Genomic DNA, 17,597 nt, shown 5'->3' with positions numbered 1-17,597 from the left:
CCCCGTGAAAATCCGCACCCTGGCCCTGGCCGCCCTCACCGCCAGCACCCTGCTGCTGGCCCCCACCGCCCACGCCGACAACAAGGCCATCGCCGTCGACGAAATGGAGGCGTATCTTGAATTCGTGGACTATGGCGGTGGCGTGATCTTTGCCGAGCAGATCCCGGCCGACGAGTGGAAAAAGATGCTGGTCATCGACGCGCGCGACGCCGGACAGTTCGCCAAGGGCCACATCCCCGGCGCCATCAACATGGACTGGCGCCAGGTGCTGGCCAAGCGCAACACCATCCCCAAAGACAAACCCGTTCTGATCTACTGCAACACCGGTTCGCTCTCGGCCCAGGCCGGTTTTGCCATGCGCGTGGCGGGCTGGGACAACCTGCGCATCCTGCAGGGCGGCATGGAAGAATGGAAGGCCAAGGGCGGCTTCGACGCCGCCGCCAAAGCCACCGCGCCGGCCAAGCACTGAGCGCGTTTTTTCAACGCTGAAGGAGCCGATCATGTTGAATCCGTTGTTTGCCGCGGTGCGGCGGCTCCCACGCGCCTTGGCCCACGGCGCTTCGGCGCTGCTGCTGTTGACGGCTTCCGCGGTGGGCGCACAGCCCGCACCCGACATGACGCTCCAGAAGGTCGGCCCCAACACCTACTACGTGCAAGGACTGGCCGCGCTGGGCTCGCCGAAGAACCAGAACTTCATCAGCAACGCCGGTGTCGTGGTGGCGCCGCAGGGCGTGGTGGTGATCGACGCGCTGGGTTCGCCCGCGCTGGCGCAGCGCCTGCTGAGCAAGATCGCCGAGATCACTCCCAAGCCCGTCACGCACGTGCTGGTGACCCACTACCACGCCGACCACATCTACGGCCTGCAGGCCTTCAAGACCCAGGGCGCGCAGATCATTGCCCACAGCGCCGCACGGGAATACCTGCATTCGGAGACGGCCCAGCAGCGGCTGGAGGCCTCGCGCACCGAACTGGCACCCTGGGTGAATGACCAGACCCGGCTGGTGCCTGCCGACCGCTGGCTGGATGGCGCCACCACGCTGGAGCTGGCCGGCGCGCGTTTTGTGGTCGAGCAGGTGGGGCCGTCGCACACGCCCGAAGACCTGGCGGTCTACGTGCCGGGTGAGCGCGTGCTGTTTGCCGGCGATCTCATCTTCAGCGGGCGCCTGCCCTTTGTGGGCCAGGCCAACAGCGACCAGTGGATCAGCGCGCTCAGCCGCCTGCTCACCTTCGACGCCCAGTCCGTGGTGCCCGGTCACGGGGCAGCGTCCACCGACCCGCGCAAGGACATCGGCGTCATCCGCGACTACCTCGGCTACCTGCGCAGCACCATGGGCAAGGCATCGGAAGAGATGGTGCCGTTTGAAGAGGCCTACGCCGGCACCGACTGGAGCGCCTGGGAAAACATGCCCATGTTCCAGTTTGCGAACCGCATGAACGCCTACAACACCTACCTGCTCATGGAGCAGGAGGGCCTGCGCGGCAAATGAAGCCGTTCTCCCGCTGAGCGACCGCTCCGGCGAAACGCAGCAGTGCTGGCCACAAGAGCCGCATGGCGGGACTGGCGCGCGACCGCATTTGTGCCTATGCTGATGGCCCGCCCTCGGTACACAGGCGCGGTAGCTCTTGTGCGAGACCGGCGGGATCGAGCGAAAGGACTGCATATGCTGGCCAATGCCTCCGTCACCACCATGCTCCCCGTGATCGACATGGACCGGGCGAGAACCTTCTACGAACGCTGCCTCGGCTTGACGCCCGGCGGCTTCCGTCCCGACGGCAAGTTCACCTACCAGATGGGCGGCACCACCCTCGCGCTCTTCCCCAAGCCAGAGGGCACCAAAGCCGAGCACACCGCGATCAGCTTCCAGGTCCCGGACATCGCTGCCAGCGTCGCCAAACTGAAGCAGGCGGGTGTGGTGTTCGAGAGCTACGACCTGCCGGGATTCAAGACCGTGGAACACGTTTGCGTGTTGGGTGCCGAGAAGGCCGCCTGGTTCAAGGACACCGAAGGCAACTACCTCTGCCTCCACGAGGATCTCGGGTAGGGCGGTTCGGCGCCATGGCGGCCCGAAGCACGGACCCGGCCTACGCCGCCGGCTGCGACGACTTGATCTGCCGGATCGCCGAGACGTCACCCAGGAACACCTGCAGCACGTCCTTCTCGTCCTGCGTGAGTTCATGGCTCTCCAGCAGCTTCGTCTTTTTCACGATCAGTTCCAGCGCCTCGGCCAGGTGCCCGATCTGTCGGCCGTAGCTGCCCACCTTCACCAGCGCGGCCTGTTCCACCGCCGGGTTCGACGACGAGCCGAGGTTCACGTTGAACAGATGGAACGACCAGTTCGGCAAGATGGGCTGGGTCAGGCTGGTCGGCGCGAGCTGCAATGGCATGGTGACGGTTTGCACGGTGTCCTCCTGGTGCGTTTCGATGGGATTGGTGAGCAGAATGCCCGCGGCAATGATCGGCCAAACCGGCGCCAATGTCTCAGCCCGCGACCGCGCGGCGCTCCCGGTGAAGCCGCAGCGCCAGCATCGCAGCCGCGACCGGGAAACACAGCGCATAACCGACAACACCGATCAGGCGCACCTGCATGTCGCCCAGCACCACGCCCGCCAGGCCCGCCAGCGCCAGCACGGCGCTGATCACCAGCAGCGCGCGCACGCCTCTGGCCAGCCCCGCGCCCTGCACGGCGGGCGCGAGGAAGAGGGCGCCCAGGGGAAAGAAGACATCCCAGGCGAGGATGTCGAGCGCGTAGGCCAACGACGGCCAGCGGAACGAAAAAACCAGGGTGGACCAGGGCTCGCCAGCGAACGCCGCGTGCCCGCCCAGCACAAGGATGCAAAAGTGCACCGCGCTGGTGGTGAGCGCACACATGGCGAAGAACACCAGTCCGAGCAGCGCCAGCGGCAAACGCCCGGGCGACGCTGAGCAACCGATGGCCACCGCGAGCGCCACCATCGCGGGCGCGATGAACAGGATCAGCAGCTCCAGCAGGGCAAACCAGGGCTGCTGTACCGGGTGATCGGGCGAGGGCAGCGTGGCCAGGCCAATGACCAGCACCACCAGATAGGCGAAGCACAGGGCGGCAATGGCCGCTCCCGAGATCACGCCCAGACGCCAGGCCTCGACCGGTCGCCGGGGCGTGTGCTGCGGCGCCGGTGCGTCAGAGACACAGACGGAGGTGTTGCCGGATTTCATGAGGGAATTTTGCAGCGCAAGGCAGGCGGATCGGGTGGGCCTGATGGGGACCCTCTGCAGGGTGCGCCTGCCAAGCGCCACACGGCGCCAGAGAACAGGAACGGCCGTTTCTTGATTCTGCTCAATGGCGCCCGGCCTGCCACTCCTACAGTGCAAGTGGTCATTTGACCCAGGAGACACAGACATGCGCACTTTCCCTTCTTCTCTGAAAGCCCTCTCCGCCTTGGCCCTGGTGGTGTGGATGTCGGTCGCCGGGGCCCAGCCCCAGACCACCGAGGGTGTCATCACCGACGAAAAAGGCATGAGCCTCTACTGGTGGGACAACGACCTGACCACACCGGGCAAGAGCGTTTGCACAGGGGTGTGCACCATGAGCTGGCCACCCATGCTGGCCAGGGAAGGCGCCAAGGCGGCCGGTGACTATTCGCTGATCGTGCGCGAAGACGGTCAGCAGCAGTGGGCGTACAAAGGCCGGCCTCTGTACCGGTGGGCAAACGACAAGAAGCCAGGGGACCGTTCGGGTGACGGCTTTCGCGGCGGGGTCTGGCACCTGGCCAAACCTTGAGGCGGCTACCGCGAACGATTGAAATGCCAGCCCGTTGCCGGGCGCGTATTCAAGCGTAATGCACGCGCTTCCCGGTCAGGGTGCTCGGCACGGCCTCGCTGGCGGCGAGCGGGTAATCGGCCGGCAAACGGTCCACGGTTCAGGCAGCTATCGGCGTGCACAGCTCCACCAAAGTGCCGTCCGGGCAACGCACATACGACACCACCTGCCCCCAGGGCTTCTGCGAAGGCGCCGCCATCTCGTGGGCTCCGGCGGCGATGGCCTGGGCGTGCGCGGCCGGCACATCGTCCGTGACCAGCGCGATCTCGAAACCCAGTGGCTGAGCGGACGTGTCCGCATGCACATGCCCGCCGGCAAAGTTCATTTCACCCAGCTCGTGGGCCGCGAACGACAGCGTGGTCTCACCCGTGTCGAACTCGCCGTAGGTACCGCTTTCGTGCAGGAACTTGCGTTGCAAGCCGAAGGCCTGTTCGAAAAAGGCCAGCGACGCCGCGACGTCGGGGACGTAGATGATGGTGTAGCCGAGTTTCATGGGGTTGCCTGCCTCACTGCTTGTGTCTCTTCGGTGGATGGGATCGTGATGCAAAGTTCAAGTGACAGCTGTTCACGCGATGCGGGCGCGAACTCGAGCGATCGCATCCTGCAACGGAACCATGGCCACCTTGCCTGCGCGCACGTCAGCCCGTCTGCGCACGGCCAGTGTCAGCCAGGCCGCTTCTGAAGGTGAGAGGGTCTCAAAGCTCGCGATCGGGCGGTCGACGAGCTTTGTCCGGTCCTTCTCGGGCTGGACGAGGGCTTGGGCAGCTAGGTCTTCAACGGAAATTGTCATGACTGGCCTCCAGCAAGTGAGAGAAAGGATGGGCGACAAGCTTGGGTCAGGCGCGATCTCGAAACCCATAGGCTGTGCTGATATGTCCACGTGCGCTTGCCCGCCGGCAAGACTCATGTCACCCAGCTCGTGCGCGACGTTGGGGAAATAGTCGAGTCTCATTGGGGGACTTTTTGTGATGAGCGATCAACAAATAGTTGGGCATCACAGCTTTCCGTTGGATTGGTGCTGAAAAAACTTTAATGTCATCATTCCTTGATACGCGGAGTTAACTTTTTCTGCAACAACTTCGATTTCATTATTCTCTGCTGAATAGGCGACGCCGGAAATATTAAATAGCTTTGTTTGATCGTATTTCCACTTCGCTCCGAGGTTTCTTTTACACTGGTTCTGAATATCATGCAGAATATACTGCAAACAGTAGACAATCCCCGCAAGATATTTCCTTCGATGATCGTCACTGTCTAGCTTTTCTGGAGGATACAGTAAGATGTCGTTCGGGTTGGTCTCTGTACTTGCTGGAAAAAACATCGCCGCAGCATTTGCATGACTCTTGATCGAAAGTAGCTTATACAGGTTTGTGCGCTGCTCCAACTCTTCAGTCGAAGCAGATACTTGCTCTCTAATCCATGGGATCTGAGCAAATGTCTTCTTGTACGCTTTCTCTACATCTGGAGAAGAAGGTTCTTGTGGAGCAGATGTTAGCCACTCTCGGGCTAACTTGTCGTCTCTGCGTAAAACGAGTGCGAGCCATCCTGCTTCTAATCCGACACGTGCAGCGTTGTACGAGTCGATGAATAGGCCTTCTGAACAGAGGATTCCGGCAGATCTGAATGCATTACAAGAGCGAGAGAAAAGCATGAACTGGGCAGTATCTGTAAAGTTGTGATACAGCTTGAATTCCCGCGCAAAGGATGCGTATGAGTCCAGTAGGTCTCTTAACAGTGCTGTGTCTTGTGTTTGCGTGCTGGTCATGGTGAAAGCGGATGTTTTGTGATGCCTAACTTTGGGCTAAACAACTAGTCGTCGGATATCCACAGTCAAAATCGAACAACACAGGGGTAGGAAATTCAAAAAACTGTTTGTGTAGAGCCTGTTTGGCTGTCCTGGCTAATTGGATGCGCAAGTACAACAGATTCGAGAAATCTGACGGCATTTTTCTGCCAGATATTACAGGGTTGCCGATTGGTTGTGGGGTCCATCAGAAGTTCAGACCCCGACAACCCCCATCACCCACCCCACCCCCGCACACCCCGCCACCACCACCCAAGGTGGCCATTTCCATTTCATCAGCGCCACCAGCGCCACCCCCGCCAGCAGCCCATCGCCCACCCCCCGAATCCCGCTGACGATGACCGGGTTCCACAGCGCGGCCAGCAGCAGGCCGACGACGGCGGCGTTGATGCCCATGAGGGCGGCGCGCACGCGGGGCTGGGCGCGCAGGCTTTCCCAGAACGGCAGGGCGCCGACGATGAGCAGGAAGGCGGGCGCGAAGATGGCCACCAGCGCGAGCGCGCCGCCGGTCCAGCCGGTGGGGGCGGTCTGCATGGCCGCGCCGAGGAAGGCGGCGAAGGTGAACAGCGGGCCGGGCATGGCCTGCGCGGCGCCGTAGCCGGCGAGGAAGGCTTCGTTGTTCACCCAGCCGGTGGGCACCACGCTGGCTTGCAGCAGCGGCAGCACGACATGGCCACCGCCGAACACGAGCGCACCCGCGCGGTAGAAGGCGTCGACCAGCGCGAGCGCCTGCGAGGGCATGGCCTGCAGCAGCAGGGGCAGGCACAGCAGCAGCGCGAAGAACAGCGCGAGCCAGGCCGCGCCCGCTGTGCGGCTCACGGGCACGCTCATGGGTTCGTGCGGCGCGTCGGCCGCGGGGCGCACGAGCAGCAGGCCCAGCATCCCGGCGAGCGCGATGGCGAGCAGTTGCGTGCCGGTGCCTGGCCAAGCCAGCAGCAGGGCGGCGGTGGCGAGCATCAGCGCGCGGCGGGGCGCGTCGGGGCAAAGGCTGCGCGCCATGCCCCAGACCGCTTGTGCGACCACGGCCACGGCCACCACTTTCAGACCGTGCAGCAGGCCCGCGCCGGCGCCACTCTGCAAGGCGTCGCCGGCCTGGGTGAGGCCCAGGGCGAGCGCGATGAGCGCAACGGCCGAGGGCAGGGTGAAGCCGGCCCAGGCGGCGAAGGCGCCCGCGTAGCCCGCGCGCCCGAGGCCCAGCGCCAGGCCGACCTGGCTGCTGGCCGGGCCGGGCAGGAACTGGCACAGGGCCACGAGGTCGGCGTACGCGGCTTCGCTCAGCCAGCGGCGGCGTTCGACGAATTCGCTGCGGAAGTAGCCGAGGTGGGCGACCGGGCCGCCGAAGGATGTGAGGCCCAGGCGCAGGAAGATCAGGAAGACCGCCCAGGCGCTGCGGTCCGCCCGGGTGGTCTCAGCGGGGCTGGGGCTGGGCATGGTCGGCGCGCGGGGCCGTGGGGGGCGGGGCGTACCTCGCCATGAAGGCGCGGTCGATGCGGTCTTTCCAGCGCCAGGCCCAGGCGCCTTCGGCGTGCAACGGACCCCAGGTGGCGATGGCGTGGCCCGCGCCGCAGGAGATCAGGTTGAGCGTGTTGGCCGGCGGGCGGTGGGCTTTCAGCGACTGGCCCTCGTGGGCGGCGAGCAGGTTGGCCGCCAGCGGCTGTCCGGCGCGCACGGCGTAGATGCCGCTCTGGGCATGCGGCCGGTCGGCGCGGGCGCACACGTCGCCGGCGGCGAACACGTTGGCGTGGCTGGGGCTCTGCTGGAAGGCGTTGACCAGCACCTGCCCGGTGTCGGACAGGGCCAGCCCGCTGCCTTGCAGCCAGGCGGGTGCGTGTGCACCGATGGCGAGCAGGGGCACGTCGCACAGCAGCGTGGCGCCGCTGCCGAGTTGCAGGCCTTGCGGGCCGATGCCGGTGCAGGTTTCGCGCAGCACGGTGATGCCGCGCTGCTTGAGCCGCCGCAGCACCCGGCGGCGCACGCCCGCGGGGTAGTGGGCCGCGATGTCGGCGTCACCGGTCAGCAGCGTGAACTGCGTGGCCTGAAAACCCGCTTCGCGCAGGCGCTGCTCGGCGGCGAACAGCAGCTCCAGGCCGGCGGCCCCGGCGCCGATCACGGCGATGGACAGGGGCTTTTCTCGGGCCATGTCGAGCACACGCGGCCACAGGCTGGCAAAGACTTCGGTCGGGCGCACGATGAGCGCGCGTTCGCTGGCACCGGGCATCTCGGCCTCCAGCCGGCTGCGGTGAATCACGGCGCCGGTGTCGATGGACAGCAGGTCGTAGCGCAGCTCGGGCGGCAGCGCCTTGTTTTTGCCGGTGGACGCGGCCATCACGGTCTGCGCGGCGGCGTCGAGGCCGGTGCAGCGGCCCTGCAGCCATTTCGCGCCCGCGGCCCTGATCAGCGGTTCGAGCGGGATCTGGCAGTCGGCCTCGCTGTAGCGGCCGGCGACGAGGCCGGGCACCATGGCGCTGCAGGTCTGGTAGGGGTAGGGCGTGAGCACGGTCACGTCCAGGTCGGCGGGGCGTTGCCGGGCCAGTTGGGCCAGCACCTGCACGTGGGCATGACCGGCGCCGAGCAGCAGGAGTTTTTTGATGCCGTGGTGCATGGGCCCCGATGGTACGGGGTGTTTCAGGGCGGGTCGTCGGCCCAGCGCAGATCGGTTACCCAGCCCACGCTGCGGCTGGCGGTGTTGTCGCTGTCGGCACCGATGAGCACGCTGCTCACGCTCGGGATGTCCGCGCCAGCGGGCAGTTCGTCGCCGAAGAGCGCGGCGAAGTCCTGCGCCAGGTCGCGGCTTTCGCCCGCCCACTGGCCCAGCGGCGCGTCCTGGCCTTGCAGGCTGATGAAGCGCACGCGCCGGGTGTAGGGGTTGGCGCCCTGCAGCGGCGCCGGGTGGCCGCTGTCCCACACGTAGCACAGCGTGGCCGCGGGCAGCCGCTCGCCACTGATGCCCCGCGCGATGCGCAGCACCGTGCGTTCCACGAAGGGAACGCGACCCAGCGGGTGGTGAAACATCACGCAGACCTTGAGCGCGGCGTCGTCGCCGGCCTTGGTGAGCAGGTTCGGCGGCGCCTGGCCGCCGGAGAGCGGCTGGTCGAGTCGCCAGCGCCATTGCAGGCGCGCGGGTTGGGCCGCGTCTTTCAGTTCGTGCACCAGCGTGCCGTAGGACGACGCGGTGACCACCTGGAGTGCGGCCTGGCCGTCCACGCGGGCGGCCTCGAAGCGGGTGGCGGGCAGATCGCTGTGTCTTTTGGGAAAACCCACGAAGCGCCAGGCCGGGTGGAGTGCGCCGTCGGCCTGCAGCAGCGGGGGCAGGGGCGACGCGGCCTGCGCCATGCCGGCCGCCGCCAGCGTCAGGGCGACAAGCCCGCGCACAGCCCGAATACCCCAACCGGCATGGGAATAGCCCTGATGCGGGATCACCGCGGCAGCGCTAAGGTTCGTTCCAACCTTAAAGGAGACCTGCAAGATGAAAAAACTGCTGCTGGCTGGATGGCTGTTCATGGTGGTCTCGACCTGTCAGGCCCTGTCACCTTACACGAGCGGCACGCCGCTGCCGGCGGGCGAGCTGCAGGCGCAGATGGGGACTGTGGAGAAAAAGTTGCAGGCCGAGGGTTTCACCCTGCTGGGGCGCCACGTGCCCAAGGGGCTGGAGGCGGGCGGTGTGGTGCTGGTAAGCGACAACGCCATGTTGCAGGCCATCCGGGCAGCGGGCGGCAGCGCCGTCGTGGCGGCAGCGATCCGGGTCGGCGTGCAGCGCGATGGCCGCGTGTCGTACACGACGCCGGAGTACTGGTACCGGGCCTACCTGCGACAGGCGTATCCGCAGGCCGAAGCAGCGGCCCGCTCGGTGCAGGCGCGGCTGGCCAGGGCGCTGGGGCCGGGCAACGGTTTCGGTGGTGACGTGCCGGCCGATCGGCTGGCGAACTACCAGTACATGACGTCCATGGAGCGCTTCGATTCCTTCCGTGCCGAACTGCGCAGTTTCGGCAGTTTTGACGAGGCCTTGCAGACGGTGCGCAAGCGGCTGGCCAACGGCGTGGGCGCCACCGCCAAGGTGTACGAGGTGGTCATGGCCGACCGCAAGCTGGCGGTGTTCGGTGTGGCGCTGAACGATACGGGGCGCGGCGAAGGCTGGTGGGTCGGCAGCCTCGGTGCGACAGGGCTGGAGCACATGGCCGCTTTGCCTTACGAGATGTTCATCGTCGACAACAAGGTCTATGCGCTGGCGGGGCGCTACCGCATCGCGCTGGCCTGGCCTGCCCTGAGCATGAGCGAGTTCATGAACATCCGCTACGCGCCTGACGTGATCCTGAAGACCATGAACCAGCTGGCCGATGTTCAGGAGCAGCGTCCTGGCGACTGACGGATCACGGCCTGCGGGCGCCCGGTCCATCGCTCAGCGCCCCGCGTCGTTGAGGGACCAGTCGTAGTCGAGGTGGCTCACGCCCAGCGTTCTGGCCTTCAGCGCCGCCTGCTCGACGGGCTGGTCGCTCAGCTGTTCGGCGTATCTGGCCAACAGGTCTTCCACCTGTTTGAAGCCGCCGTGGCCTTTTTCGAAGTCTTCGCGGAACCACTTGAAGATGCTGCTGACTTCGACCTGGTTGCCCCGGACCCGGTTGCGCGTGCGGTCGCCCATGAAGCGGCGCATGCCGTCTTCGAGCTGGGCTTCGAGCTTCACAGCGGTGAAGGCTTCGTCGCGCAGCGCGGGGCAGCCGATGCTGGCGCAGTTGACGGCGGCGTGCACACGTGGCTCGTTGTAGCGCGGGCGCAGCTGTTCGTGTTCGATCCAGTCGAGATGGCGCTGTTCGCCGAGCAGTGTGAAGAACTTCTTCTTCCAGGGCGACTGCACGAAGGAGCCCAGCTCCTTGATGGATTTCAGGTCCGGGTATTTCGTGAGGATGAGTTCGACCGTGAAGGCGTTGTAGGCGTTGATCAGGAAGGCCATCTGCTGCGGCTGGCTCCAGCCGTCGAAGGTGGCCTGGGGCACGGCGCTCATGCCATCGAGCACGGTTTTCAGCGCGGCGCGGTCGGCCGCAAAGCCTTTGTAGCTGGCGCGCGACTGCTTGCCGTCGGGCAGCCAGCGCACGTGTTTTTTCAGCAGCGCGTCCCAGGCGGCGTAGGTGTGGTCGAAGGTGGTCTGGGCGAGGGCTGGCCAGGGCAGCAGGGCGCTGGCGGCGAACAGGGCGAGGGTCTGGCGGCGGGAGGTCATGTGGTGTGGACTCCTGGGACGCAACAACAGTTCAACCCCGGCGCCAGGTGTGAAACTTTTCTACCCAGGCCAGCAGCTTCTGCGGCGCGTGGGCGCGCTTCCACTCGCCCGCCGCGTATTTGTTGGCCTCGGCCAGCGTGGGGTAGGTGTGGATGGTGCCGAGGATCTTGTTCAGGCCCAGGCCGTGTTTCATGGCCAGCACGTACTCGGCCAGCAGGTCGCCCGCGTGCGTGCCGACGATGGTCACGCCCAGGATCTTGTCTTTGTCGGGCACGGTGAGCACCTTCACGAAACCGTGGGCCTCGCTGTCGGCGATGGCGCGGTCGAGGTCGTGAATGCCGTATTTGATGACTTCGTAGGGGATGTTCCTTTCCCTGGCTTCCTGCTCGTTCAGGCCGACGCGCGCCACCTCGGGGGCGATGAAGGTGGCCCACGGAATCACCGAGTAGTCGGCCTTGAACTTCCTGAAATCACCGAACAGCGCGTTCACCGCCGCGTACCAGGCCTGGTGCGCCGCCACGTGGGTGAACTGGTAGGGCCCTGCCACGTCGCCGGCGGCGTAGATGTTGGGGTAAATCGTCTGCAGGTACTGATTGGTCTCGACCGTCTTGTTGGTCGGGATGCCCAGCTCTTCCAGCCCGTAGCCCTGCTGACGCGCCACGCGGCCGACGGCGCAGATGAGCTGGTCGAAGGGAATGGATTTTTCAGCACCCGCGTGTTCCACCACCAGCATCCTCTCGCCGTCCACCACCTCGCAGCGCAGCGCCTTGTGGCCCGTCAGCACCGCCACGCCATCGGTCTCCAGCGCGGCTTTGGCGAGCGCGCTCACTTCGTCGTCTTCGCGCAGCATGATGCGCGGCGCCATCTCCACCTGCGTCACCTGCGATCCCAGGCGCGCAAAGGCCTGCGCCAGTTCGCAGCCGATGGGGCCGCCGCCCAGCACCACCAGGCGCTTCGGCACTTCTTCGAGCTTCGCGAACGCGTCCCACATCGTGTCGCTGGTCACGTAGCCGACGTCGTCAAGCCCCGGCAGCGGCGGCACAAAAGGCCGGGCACCCGCCGCAATGACGATGCTGCGAGCGGTCAGGCGCTGGGTGCCACCGCCATTCAGCGCCACCTCCACCGTCCACGGGTTCACCAGCTTCGCATAGCCCTGCAGCACCTCCACGCCCAGGCCGGTGTAGCGCTCCACGCTGTCGTGTGGTTCGATGGCGGCGATCACGTCGTGGATGCGCTGCATCACGGTCTTGAAACTGAACGTGGGCGTGGTGTCCGAGAGGCCATAGTTCGCGCCGTGGCGCATCTGGTGCGCGAGCGTCGCGCTTTTGATCAGCGCCTTGCTCGGCACGCAGCCGTAGTTCAGGCAGTCGCCGCCCATCTTGTGCGCTTCGACCAGCGTCACCTTGGCCTTGACGGCGGCGGCGATGTAGGCCGACACCAGGCCGCCCGCACCGGCGCCGATCACGATCAGGTTGCGGTCGAACTTCGCGGGGCGGACGCTGGCCCACCTGGCGTACACCTTGCGCTTCTGCACCGTTTCCACGATGCGCCGCGCGATCAGCGGGAACAGGCCGAGCAGCACGAAGCTGCCGAGCAGGCCGGGGCTCAGGATGCCCTGCAGCGATTCCAGCTGGCCGAGCTGGGTGCCCGCGTTCACGTACACGGCGGTGCCGGCCAGCATGCCGATCTGGCTGACCCAGTAAAACGTCCAGGCCTTCATCTGGGTCAGGCCCATCAACAGGTTGATCACGAAGAACGGCACCACCGGGATCAGGCGCAGGGTGAACAGGTAGAACGCGCCGTCCTTCTGGATGCCCTGGTCCATCTCGGCCAGGCGCTGGCCGAAGCGCGCCTGCACGCTGTCGCGCAGCAGGAAGCGCGCGGTCAGAAAGGCCAGGGTGGCGCCGATGCTGGACGCAAACGACACGATCAGCAGGCCCCAGCCGAGGCCGAAGATCGCGCCGCCGGCCAGCGTGACGATGGTGGCGCCGGGCAGCGAAAGCGCGGTGACCGCGACGTAGACCAGAAAATAGCCCAGGGCCAGCTGCAGCGGCTGTTGTTCCCGCAGCGCCGCGAGACTGGCCTGGCTCTCTTTGAGGAACGCGAGGCTGAAGTAGCGGTCCAGACCGAAGGCGAAGAAGGCCACAATGCCCAGAAGCACCACCAGCAGCAGCAAGATTTTCCGGATGTTCACGACCATTCCTTGTTGGCATTGTTCGGATTGAGTCGCCGAAACTGCGACATTCTTACACCGGGAGGCGCAGATGATCAGACAAGCCATCGGGCGTGCGCTGGCACGCTACCTGACCAAGCCGGGCCGGTCGGCGTCCATCGGCTTTCCGACCGACCAGCGCCTGCTGGCCGCGGCGCTGCGCCCGGCCGATGTGGTGCTGGTGGAAGGCACCACGCGCGTGAGCACGGCGATCAAGTACCTCACGCAGTCCACCTGGTCGCACGCGGCGCTCTGTGTCGGGCCGTTGCAGCCGGGCGGCCCGCTGATGGTGGTGGAGGCCGACATCCGCGAGGGCGTGCGCGCCGTGCCGCTGGGCACCTACGCGGGGCTGCACTGCCGCATCTGCCGCCCCGCCAGCCTGCGCATCGACGAGGTCCAGGCCGTCTGCCGTTTCGCGGTGCAGCGCATCGGCCACCGTTACGACCTCAAGAACATCCTGGACCTCGCGCGCTACCTGCTGCCCACGCCACCGGTGCCGGTGCGCTGGCGCCGGCGCCTGCTGGCCGTGGGCAGCGGCGACCCCACGCGCGCCATCTGTTCCACCCTGATCGCGCAGGCTTTCGAGACCGTGCTCTACCCCATCCTGCCCATCGTCGAAGAGACCGCGATCGACGACCCACGGCACCCCGACTGCGTGCGCCAGGTGCTGCACGTGCGCCACCACAGCCTGTTCACCCCGCGCGATTTTGACGTCTCGCCGTATTTTGAGGTCGTCAAGCCCACGCTGGTCGCGGGCTTTGACCACCGCGCGCTGGAATGGTCGCCCTCGGCGATGGCTTCGCTGGAAACCTGATCGCGCCGGTGGCCGGTGTCATGGCGTTCGGGTTATGGTTGTTCCATGCGCCCCGACACCCACCCCCTGCCTCATCCCGCCCATGATGACCCTCAGACACCCTGGCACGCCCAGGCACCAGACCAGGTGCTGCAGGCCCTGGACAGCAGCGCCACGGGGCTGACGCCCGCCGAAGCGGCCGCGCGGCTGCTCACGCACGGTCCCAACCGCCTGGCCGCGGCAGCGCGCCCCAGCTGGCTGTGGCGCCTGGCGGGGCAGTTCCACAACATGCTGATCTACACCCTGCTGGCGGCGGCGCTGGTCACGTTCCTGCTGGACGATCTGGTCGACGCCGCCGTGATCTTCGGCGTGGTCATCATCAACGCCCTGATCGGCTTCATCCAGGAGGGCAAGGCCGAACGCGCGCTCGAAGCCGTGCACGCCATGCTGGCGAGCCACGCCATGGTGCTGCGCGATGGCGACCGCCACGAGATCGACGCGGGCGAGCTCGTGCCCGGCGACGTGGTGCTGCTCGAATCGGGCAGCCGCGTACCGGCCGATCTGCGGCTGCTCTCGGTCAAGAACCTGCGCATCGACGAGGCCGCGCTCACCGGTGAATCGGTGCCCACCGAAAAAGACCCGGCCGCGGTGGTGGGCGCCGCCCCGCTGGGCGACCGACTGTGCATGGCCTATGCCGGCACGGTGGTCGGCGTGGGGCAGGGCAGCGGCGTGGTGGTGGCCACGGCGGCGCGGACCGAGATGGGCCGCATCGGCAGCATGGTGGGCGGCGTGCCCACGCTGGTGACACCCCTCACCCGGCGGCTCGATCAGTTTGCGCGCCAGATCACCGCGGTGATCGTGGTGGTGAGCGTGATCACCTTCCTGTACGGCTACTACGTGCGCGAGATGCCCGCGCTCGACATCTTTCTGGTCGTGGTTGGACTGGCCGTGTCGGCCATTCCAGAAGGCCTGCCCGCCATCGTCACCATCACGCTGGCCATCGGCACGGCGGCCATGGCCCAGCACCGCGCGGTGGTGCGGCGCCTGCCCGCGGTGGAGACGCTGGGTTCGGTGAGCGTGGTCTGCACCGACAAGACCGGCACGCTGACCAGGAACGAGATGACCGCGGTGCAGGTGATGCTGGGCGAACACACGCTGAGCGTGAGCGGCACGGGGTATGCGCCCGAAGGCGGTTTTCACCGGGGCGATCAGCCGCTGGACGTGGCCACCCACACCGGCCTGCAAGGCCTGGCGCGCTGCGCCCTGCTGTGCAACGACGCGCAACTGCACCGCGATGAAGCGGGCGGCTGGACCCTGGCCGGCGACCCCACTGAGGGCGCGCTGCTCACACTTGCGCTCAAGGCCGGGCTGAACCTGGCCGAAGCGGGCGAGCGCACGCCGCGCATCGACGTCATTCCCTTCGAGTCCGAACACCGCTACATGGCCACGCTGCACCACGACCACGCGGGCCACTTGTTCGCCCTGATCAAGGGTGCACCAGAGCGCGTGCTCGGCTTGTGCGTGAAGGACAGCAACGGCCCGCTGGACGATGCGGCCTGGCAGGCTCGCATGGATGGGGCGGCGGCCCAGGGCCAGCGCGTGCTGGCGCTGGCCGAATGCGAGTGGCCCGCCGGCACGCGCGAGCTGGACGTGGCCGACATCACGCCGCGCTTCACCCTGCTCGGGCTGGTGGGGCTGATGGACCCGCCGCGCGACGAGGCGGTGGCGGCGGTGGCCGAATGCCAGCAGGCCGGCATCCGGGTGCTGATGATCACCGGCGACCACGCCGTGACGGCGGCGGCCATCGGCGAGCAGATCGGCCTGAAAGCGGGCCAGCCGCTCAACGGCGTGCAGATCGATCAGCTCGATGACACCGCGCTTGGCGAACGCCTGGCCCGGACCGACGTGGTGGCCCGCGCCAGCCCCGAACACAAGCTGCGCCTGGTGGCCACGCTGCAGGCCCAGGGCCGCCAGGTGGCCATGACCGGCGACGGCGTGAACGACGCGCCTGCGCTCAAGGCCGCCGACATCGGTGTGGCCATGGGCCAGCGCGGCACCGACGCGGCGCGCGAGGCGGCCGACCTCGTGCTGACCGACGACAACTTCGCCACCATCGCCCACGCGGTGCGCGAGGGGCGCACGGTGTTCGACAACATCAAGAAGGCGCTGCTGTTCATCCTGCCCACCAACGGCGGTGAGGCCGGTGTGATCCTGCTGGCCGTGTTTGCGGGCCTGGCCATGCCGGTCACGGCGGGGCAGATCCTGTGGATCAACATGGTCACCAGCGTCACGCTGGCGCTGGCGCTGTCTTTCGAACCCGCCGAGCTGGGCATCATGGAGCGCCCGCCGCGCCCCACGGGCGAACCCCTGATCACCCGGCTGCTCTTCACGCGCATCGTCTTCGTGAGCCTGCTGATGGTGGCGGCATCGTTCAGCGTCTTCAACTGGGAGCTCGCGCGCGGCAACAGCATCGAGGTGGCCCGCACCGCGGTGGTCAACATGCTGGTGTTCGGCGAACTGGTCTACCTGTTCAACGCCCGGCATTTTGTGGCGTCCGCGCTGAGCCGCGACACGCTCACGGGCAATCCGATGGCACTGTGGGCCAGCGTGATCCTGATCGTGTTGCAGCTGCTGATCACCTACGCTCCACCGATGCAGGCGCTGTTCGGCACGGCCGCGCTGGACGGGCCTTCCTGGCTGCTCATCACCGCGCTGGCGGCGGCGGTGTTCCTGGCGGTGGAGGTCGAAAAATGGGCGCTTCGGCGCAAGGGCGTGCAGCGCATGTGAGTCCGGCGGCTCAGGCGGCCAGCGCGTCCGCCTGCGTGGCCTGATCCACCAGGAATTCCAGCAGCCGCCCGGCCGCCGGCGTGAGGTCGCCGTGGCGGCGGTAGCAGATCGCGAACTCGCGGTGGGCCCAGTCGTTCAGCAGCGGGATGATGCGCACCTGCCCGGCCGAGACGTAGATCTCGCTCACCTGGCGCGGCACCACGCTGATGCCCAGGCCCGCAGCCACCACCCGGAACGCGGCGTCGAAGTTGGACACCACCACGCGGTAGCTCATGTGGCGCCCGGCCCTGGCGGCCGCGCGGCCCAGCATGGTGTGGACCGCGGTGGAGGGCGGCAGGCCCACGTGTTCGTGGGCCAGCGTGTCCTCGAAGTGCAGCGCCTCGTGCTGCGCCAGCGGGTGGTCCCGCGGTACCGCCAGGGTCAGCTCGTCGCGGCGGTAGGGCCGGTGCTCCAGCCCGCCGAAATCGATGTTGCTCCAGCACACACCGAGCGACACCACACCCTCGCGCACCATGCTCACGATGTCCCTGGAGAAACGCTCCTCGATGTCCACCTTGATGTCCTGGTGCTCGGGCGCGCGCATGAAGGCCGTGAGGTCGTCGAGCAGCGATTCGGCGATCGCCGAGGCGCTGGCCACCACGCGCACCTGGCCCTTGATGCCGCCCTTGAAGGCGGCCATGTCGGCCTCGATGCGGTCCATGGTGAAGAGCACATTGCGCGCGTGCTCCAGCAGGGCGCGGCCGGCCGGCGTGGGCTCGGCGCCGCGCCGCCCGCGCACCAGCACCTGGGTGCCGATCGCATCTTCCAGCTGCGCGATGCGCTTGCTGATGGCCGAAGGCTCGATGTGTTCCTGTGCCGCGGCGTCTTTCATGTTGCCGTGGTCGCACACGGCCACCAGCAGCCGCAGGGATTTGAGGTCGAGGTCGCGCATGGGGGAAACCCTGTGTTTAAGTTCCAAAATGGAATTTATAGCCTTCCATATGGTCACTTGATGT

At 66.8% G+C, this 17,597-nt stretch carries 18 protein-coding genes; 7 read left to right on the top strand and 11 right to left on the bottom strand.

Going from position 1 to position 17,597, the window contains the following annotated elements:
* The first annotated feature begins 4 nt into the window (after positions 1-4).
* The 3 genes from AC0GNO_RS09240 (at position 5) to AC0GNO_RS09230 (ending at position 2,042) form a co-directional block, all read left to right on the top strand.
* Positions 5-469, top strand: a complete 465-nt coding sequence (locus AC0GNO_RS09240; RefSeq protein ID WP_472887448.1) for a rhodanese-like domain-containing protein — start codon at positions 5-7, stop codon at positions 467-469.
* 31 nt (positions 470-500) lie between these two features.
* On the top strand, positions 501-1,487 hold the full coding sequence (locus AC0GNO_RS09235) for an MBL fold metallo-hydrolase (RefSeq protein ID WP_472903808.1): 987 nt from the start codon (positions 501-503) through the stop codon (positions 1,485-1,487).
* A gap of 174 nt (positions 1,488-1,661) precedes the next feature.
* Positions 1,662-2,042, top strand: a complete 381-nt coding sequence (locus tag AC0GNO_RS09230; protein ID WP_472887450.1) for a VOC family protein — start codon at positions 1,662-1,664, stop codon at positions 2,040-2,042.
* Positions 2,043-2,082: 40 nt separating this feature from the next.
* On the opposite strand, the gene AC0GNO_RS09225 is transcribed toward AC0GNO_RS09230, so the two are convergent.
* Together AC0GNO_RS09225 and AC0GNO_RS09220 are read right to left on the bottom strand one after the other, a co-directional pair.
* The gene (locus AC0GNO_RS09225) at positions 2,083-2,400 is read right to left on the bottom strand and encodes a hypothetical protein (RefSeq protein ID WP_472887451.1); all 318 of its coding nucleotides are present in this window, start codon (positions 2,398-2,400) and stop codon (positions 2,083-2,085) included.
* Positions 2,401-2,479: 79 nt separating this feature from the next.
* Positions 2,480-3,193 carry a hypothetical protein gene (locus AC0GNO_RS09220; protein WP_472903807.1) on the bottom strand — a complete coding sequence of 238 codons (714 nt, stop codon included), beginning with the start codon at positions 3,191-3,193 and terminating at the stop codon, positions 2,480-2,482.
* A gap of 184 nt (positions 3,194-3,377) precedes the next feature.
* On the opposite strand from AC0GNO_RS09220, the gene AC0GNO_RS09215 reads away from it, so the two are divergent.
* Positions 3,378-3,758 carry a COG4315 family predicted lipoprotein gene (locus AC0GNO_RS09215; RefSeq protein WP_472903806.1) on the top strand — a complete coding sequence of 127 codons (381 nt, stop codon included), beginning with the start codon at positions 3,378-3,380 and terminating at the stop codon, positions 3,756-3,758.
* Positions 3,759-3,897: 139 nt separating this feature from the next.
* Here the strand turns inward: AC0GNO_RS09215 and AC0GNO_RS09210 are convergent, their stop codons facing one another.
* From AC0GNO_RS09210 to AC0GNO_RS09185, 6 genes are all read right to left on the bottom strand, one after another.
* A complete protein-coding gene (locus AC0GNO_RS09210; protein ID WP_472903805.1) occupies positions 3,898-4,290 on the bottom strand; it encodes a VOC family protein in 393 nt (130 codons plus the stop codon).
* A gap of 72 nt (positions 4,291-4,362) precedes the next feature.
* Complete coding sequence (locus AC0GNO_RS09205; protein WP_472903804.1) at positions 4,363-4,587, bottom strand: addiction module protein; 225 nt, start codon at positions 4,585-4,587, stop codon at positions 4,363-4,365.
* A 204-nt stretch (positions 4,588-4,791) separates the two neighbouring features.
* Complete coding sequence (locus tag AC0GNO_RS09200; RefSeq protein WP_472903803.1) at positions 4,792-5,562, bottom strand: hypothetical protein; 771 nt, start codon at positions 5,560-5,562, stop codon at positions 4,792-4,794.
* A 234-nt stretch (positions 5,563-5,796) separates the two neighbouring features.
* Complete coding sequence (chrA, locus tag AC0GNO_RS09195) at positions 5,797-7,032, bottom strand: chromate efflux transporter (RefSeq protein ID WP_472903802.1); 1,236 nt, start codon at positions 7,030-7,032, stop codon at positions 5,797-5,799.
* Positions 7,010-8,203, bottom strand: coding sequence for an FAD-dependent oxidoreductase (locus AC0GNO_RS09190; RefSeq protein ID WP_472903801.1), 1,194 nt, complete (start codon positions 8,201-8,203; stop codon positions 7,010-7,012). Before AC0GNO_RS09190 ends, chrA begins: the two co-directional genes overlap by 23 nt.
* A 23-nt stretch (positions 8,204-8,226) precedes the next feature.
* Positions 8,227-9,021: a DUF3047 domain-containing protein gene (locus AC0GNO_RS09185; RefSeq protein WP_472903800.1), complete on the bottom strand. Its 795-nt coding sequence runs from the start codon at positions 9,019-9,021 to the stop codon at positions 8,227-8,229.
* Between the two features lie 46 nt (positions 9,022-9,067).
* On the opposite strand from AC0GNO_RS09185, the gene AC0GNO_RS09180 reads away from it, so the two are divergent.
* The gene (locus tag AC0GNO_RS09180) at positions 9,068-9,964 is read left to right on the top strand and encodes a hypothetical protein (protein WP_472903799.1); all 897 of its coding nucleotides are present in this window, start codon (positions 9,068-9,070) and stop codon (positions 9,962-9,964) included.
* A gap of 33 nt (positions 9,965-9,997) precedes the next feature.
* Here the strand turns inward: AC0GNO_RS09180 and AC0GNO_RS09175 are convergent, their stop codons facing one another.
* Positions 9,998-10,810 carry a DUF547 domain-containing protein gene (locus AC0GNO_RS09175; protein ID WP_472903798.1) on the bottom strand — a complete coding sequence of 271 codons (813 nt, stop codon included), beginning with the start codon at positions 10,808-10,810 and terminating at the stop codon, positions 9,998-10,000.
* Between the two features lie 31 nt (positions 10,811-10,841).
* Positions 10,842-13,010 (bottom strand): FAD-dependent oxidoreductase, encoded by a 2,169-nt coding sequence (locus tag AC0GNO_RS09170; RefSeq protein ID WP_472903797.1) that lies wholly within the window; start codon positions 13,008-13,010, stop codon positions 10,842-10,844.
* Between the two features lie 64 nt (positions 13,011-13,074).
* Here AC0GNO_RS09170 and AC0GNO_RS09165 point away from each other — a divergent pair, with 64 nt between their 5' ends.
* Together AC0GNO_RS09165 and AC0GNO_RS09160 are read left to right on the top strand one after the other, a co-directional pair.
* Positions 13,075-13,836 (top strand): YiiX/YebB-like N1pC/P60 family cysteine hydrolase, encoded by a 762-nt coding sequence (locus AC0GNO_RS09165; protein WP_472903796.1) that lies wholly within the window; start codon positions 13,075-13,077, stop codon positions 13,834-13,836.
* A 45-nt stretch (positions 13,837-13,881) separates the two neighbouring features.
* Complete coding sequence (locus AC0GNO_RS09160) at positions 13,882-16,602, top strand: cation-translocating P-type ATPase (RefSeq protein WP_472903795.1); 2,721 nt, start codon at positions 13,882-13,884, stop codon at positions 16,600-16,602.
* Between the two features lie 10 nt (positions 16,603-16,612).
* Here AC0GNO_RS09160 and AC0GNO_RS09155 read toward each other — a convergent pair whose 3' ends face one another.
* The gene (locus AC0GNO_RS09155) at positions 16,613-17,533 is read right to left on the bottom strand and encodes a LysR family transcriptional regulator (protein ID WP_472903794.1); all 921 of its coding nucleotides are present in this window, start codon (positions 17,531-17,533) and stop codon (positions 16,613-16,615) included.
* Positions 17,534-17,597: the final 64 nt, after the last annotated feature.

Source organism: Hydrogenophaga sp. L310, from assembly GCF_055703065.1.
Note: the sequence above shows the minus strand (reverse complement) of the source record. Positions and strands in the feature narration are given on the sequence as shown.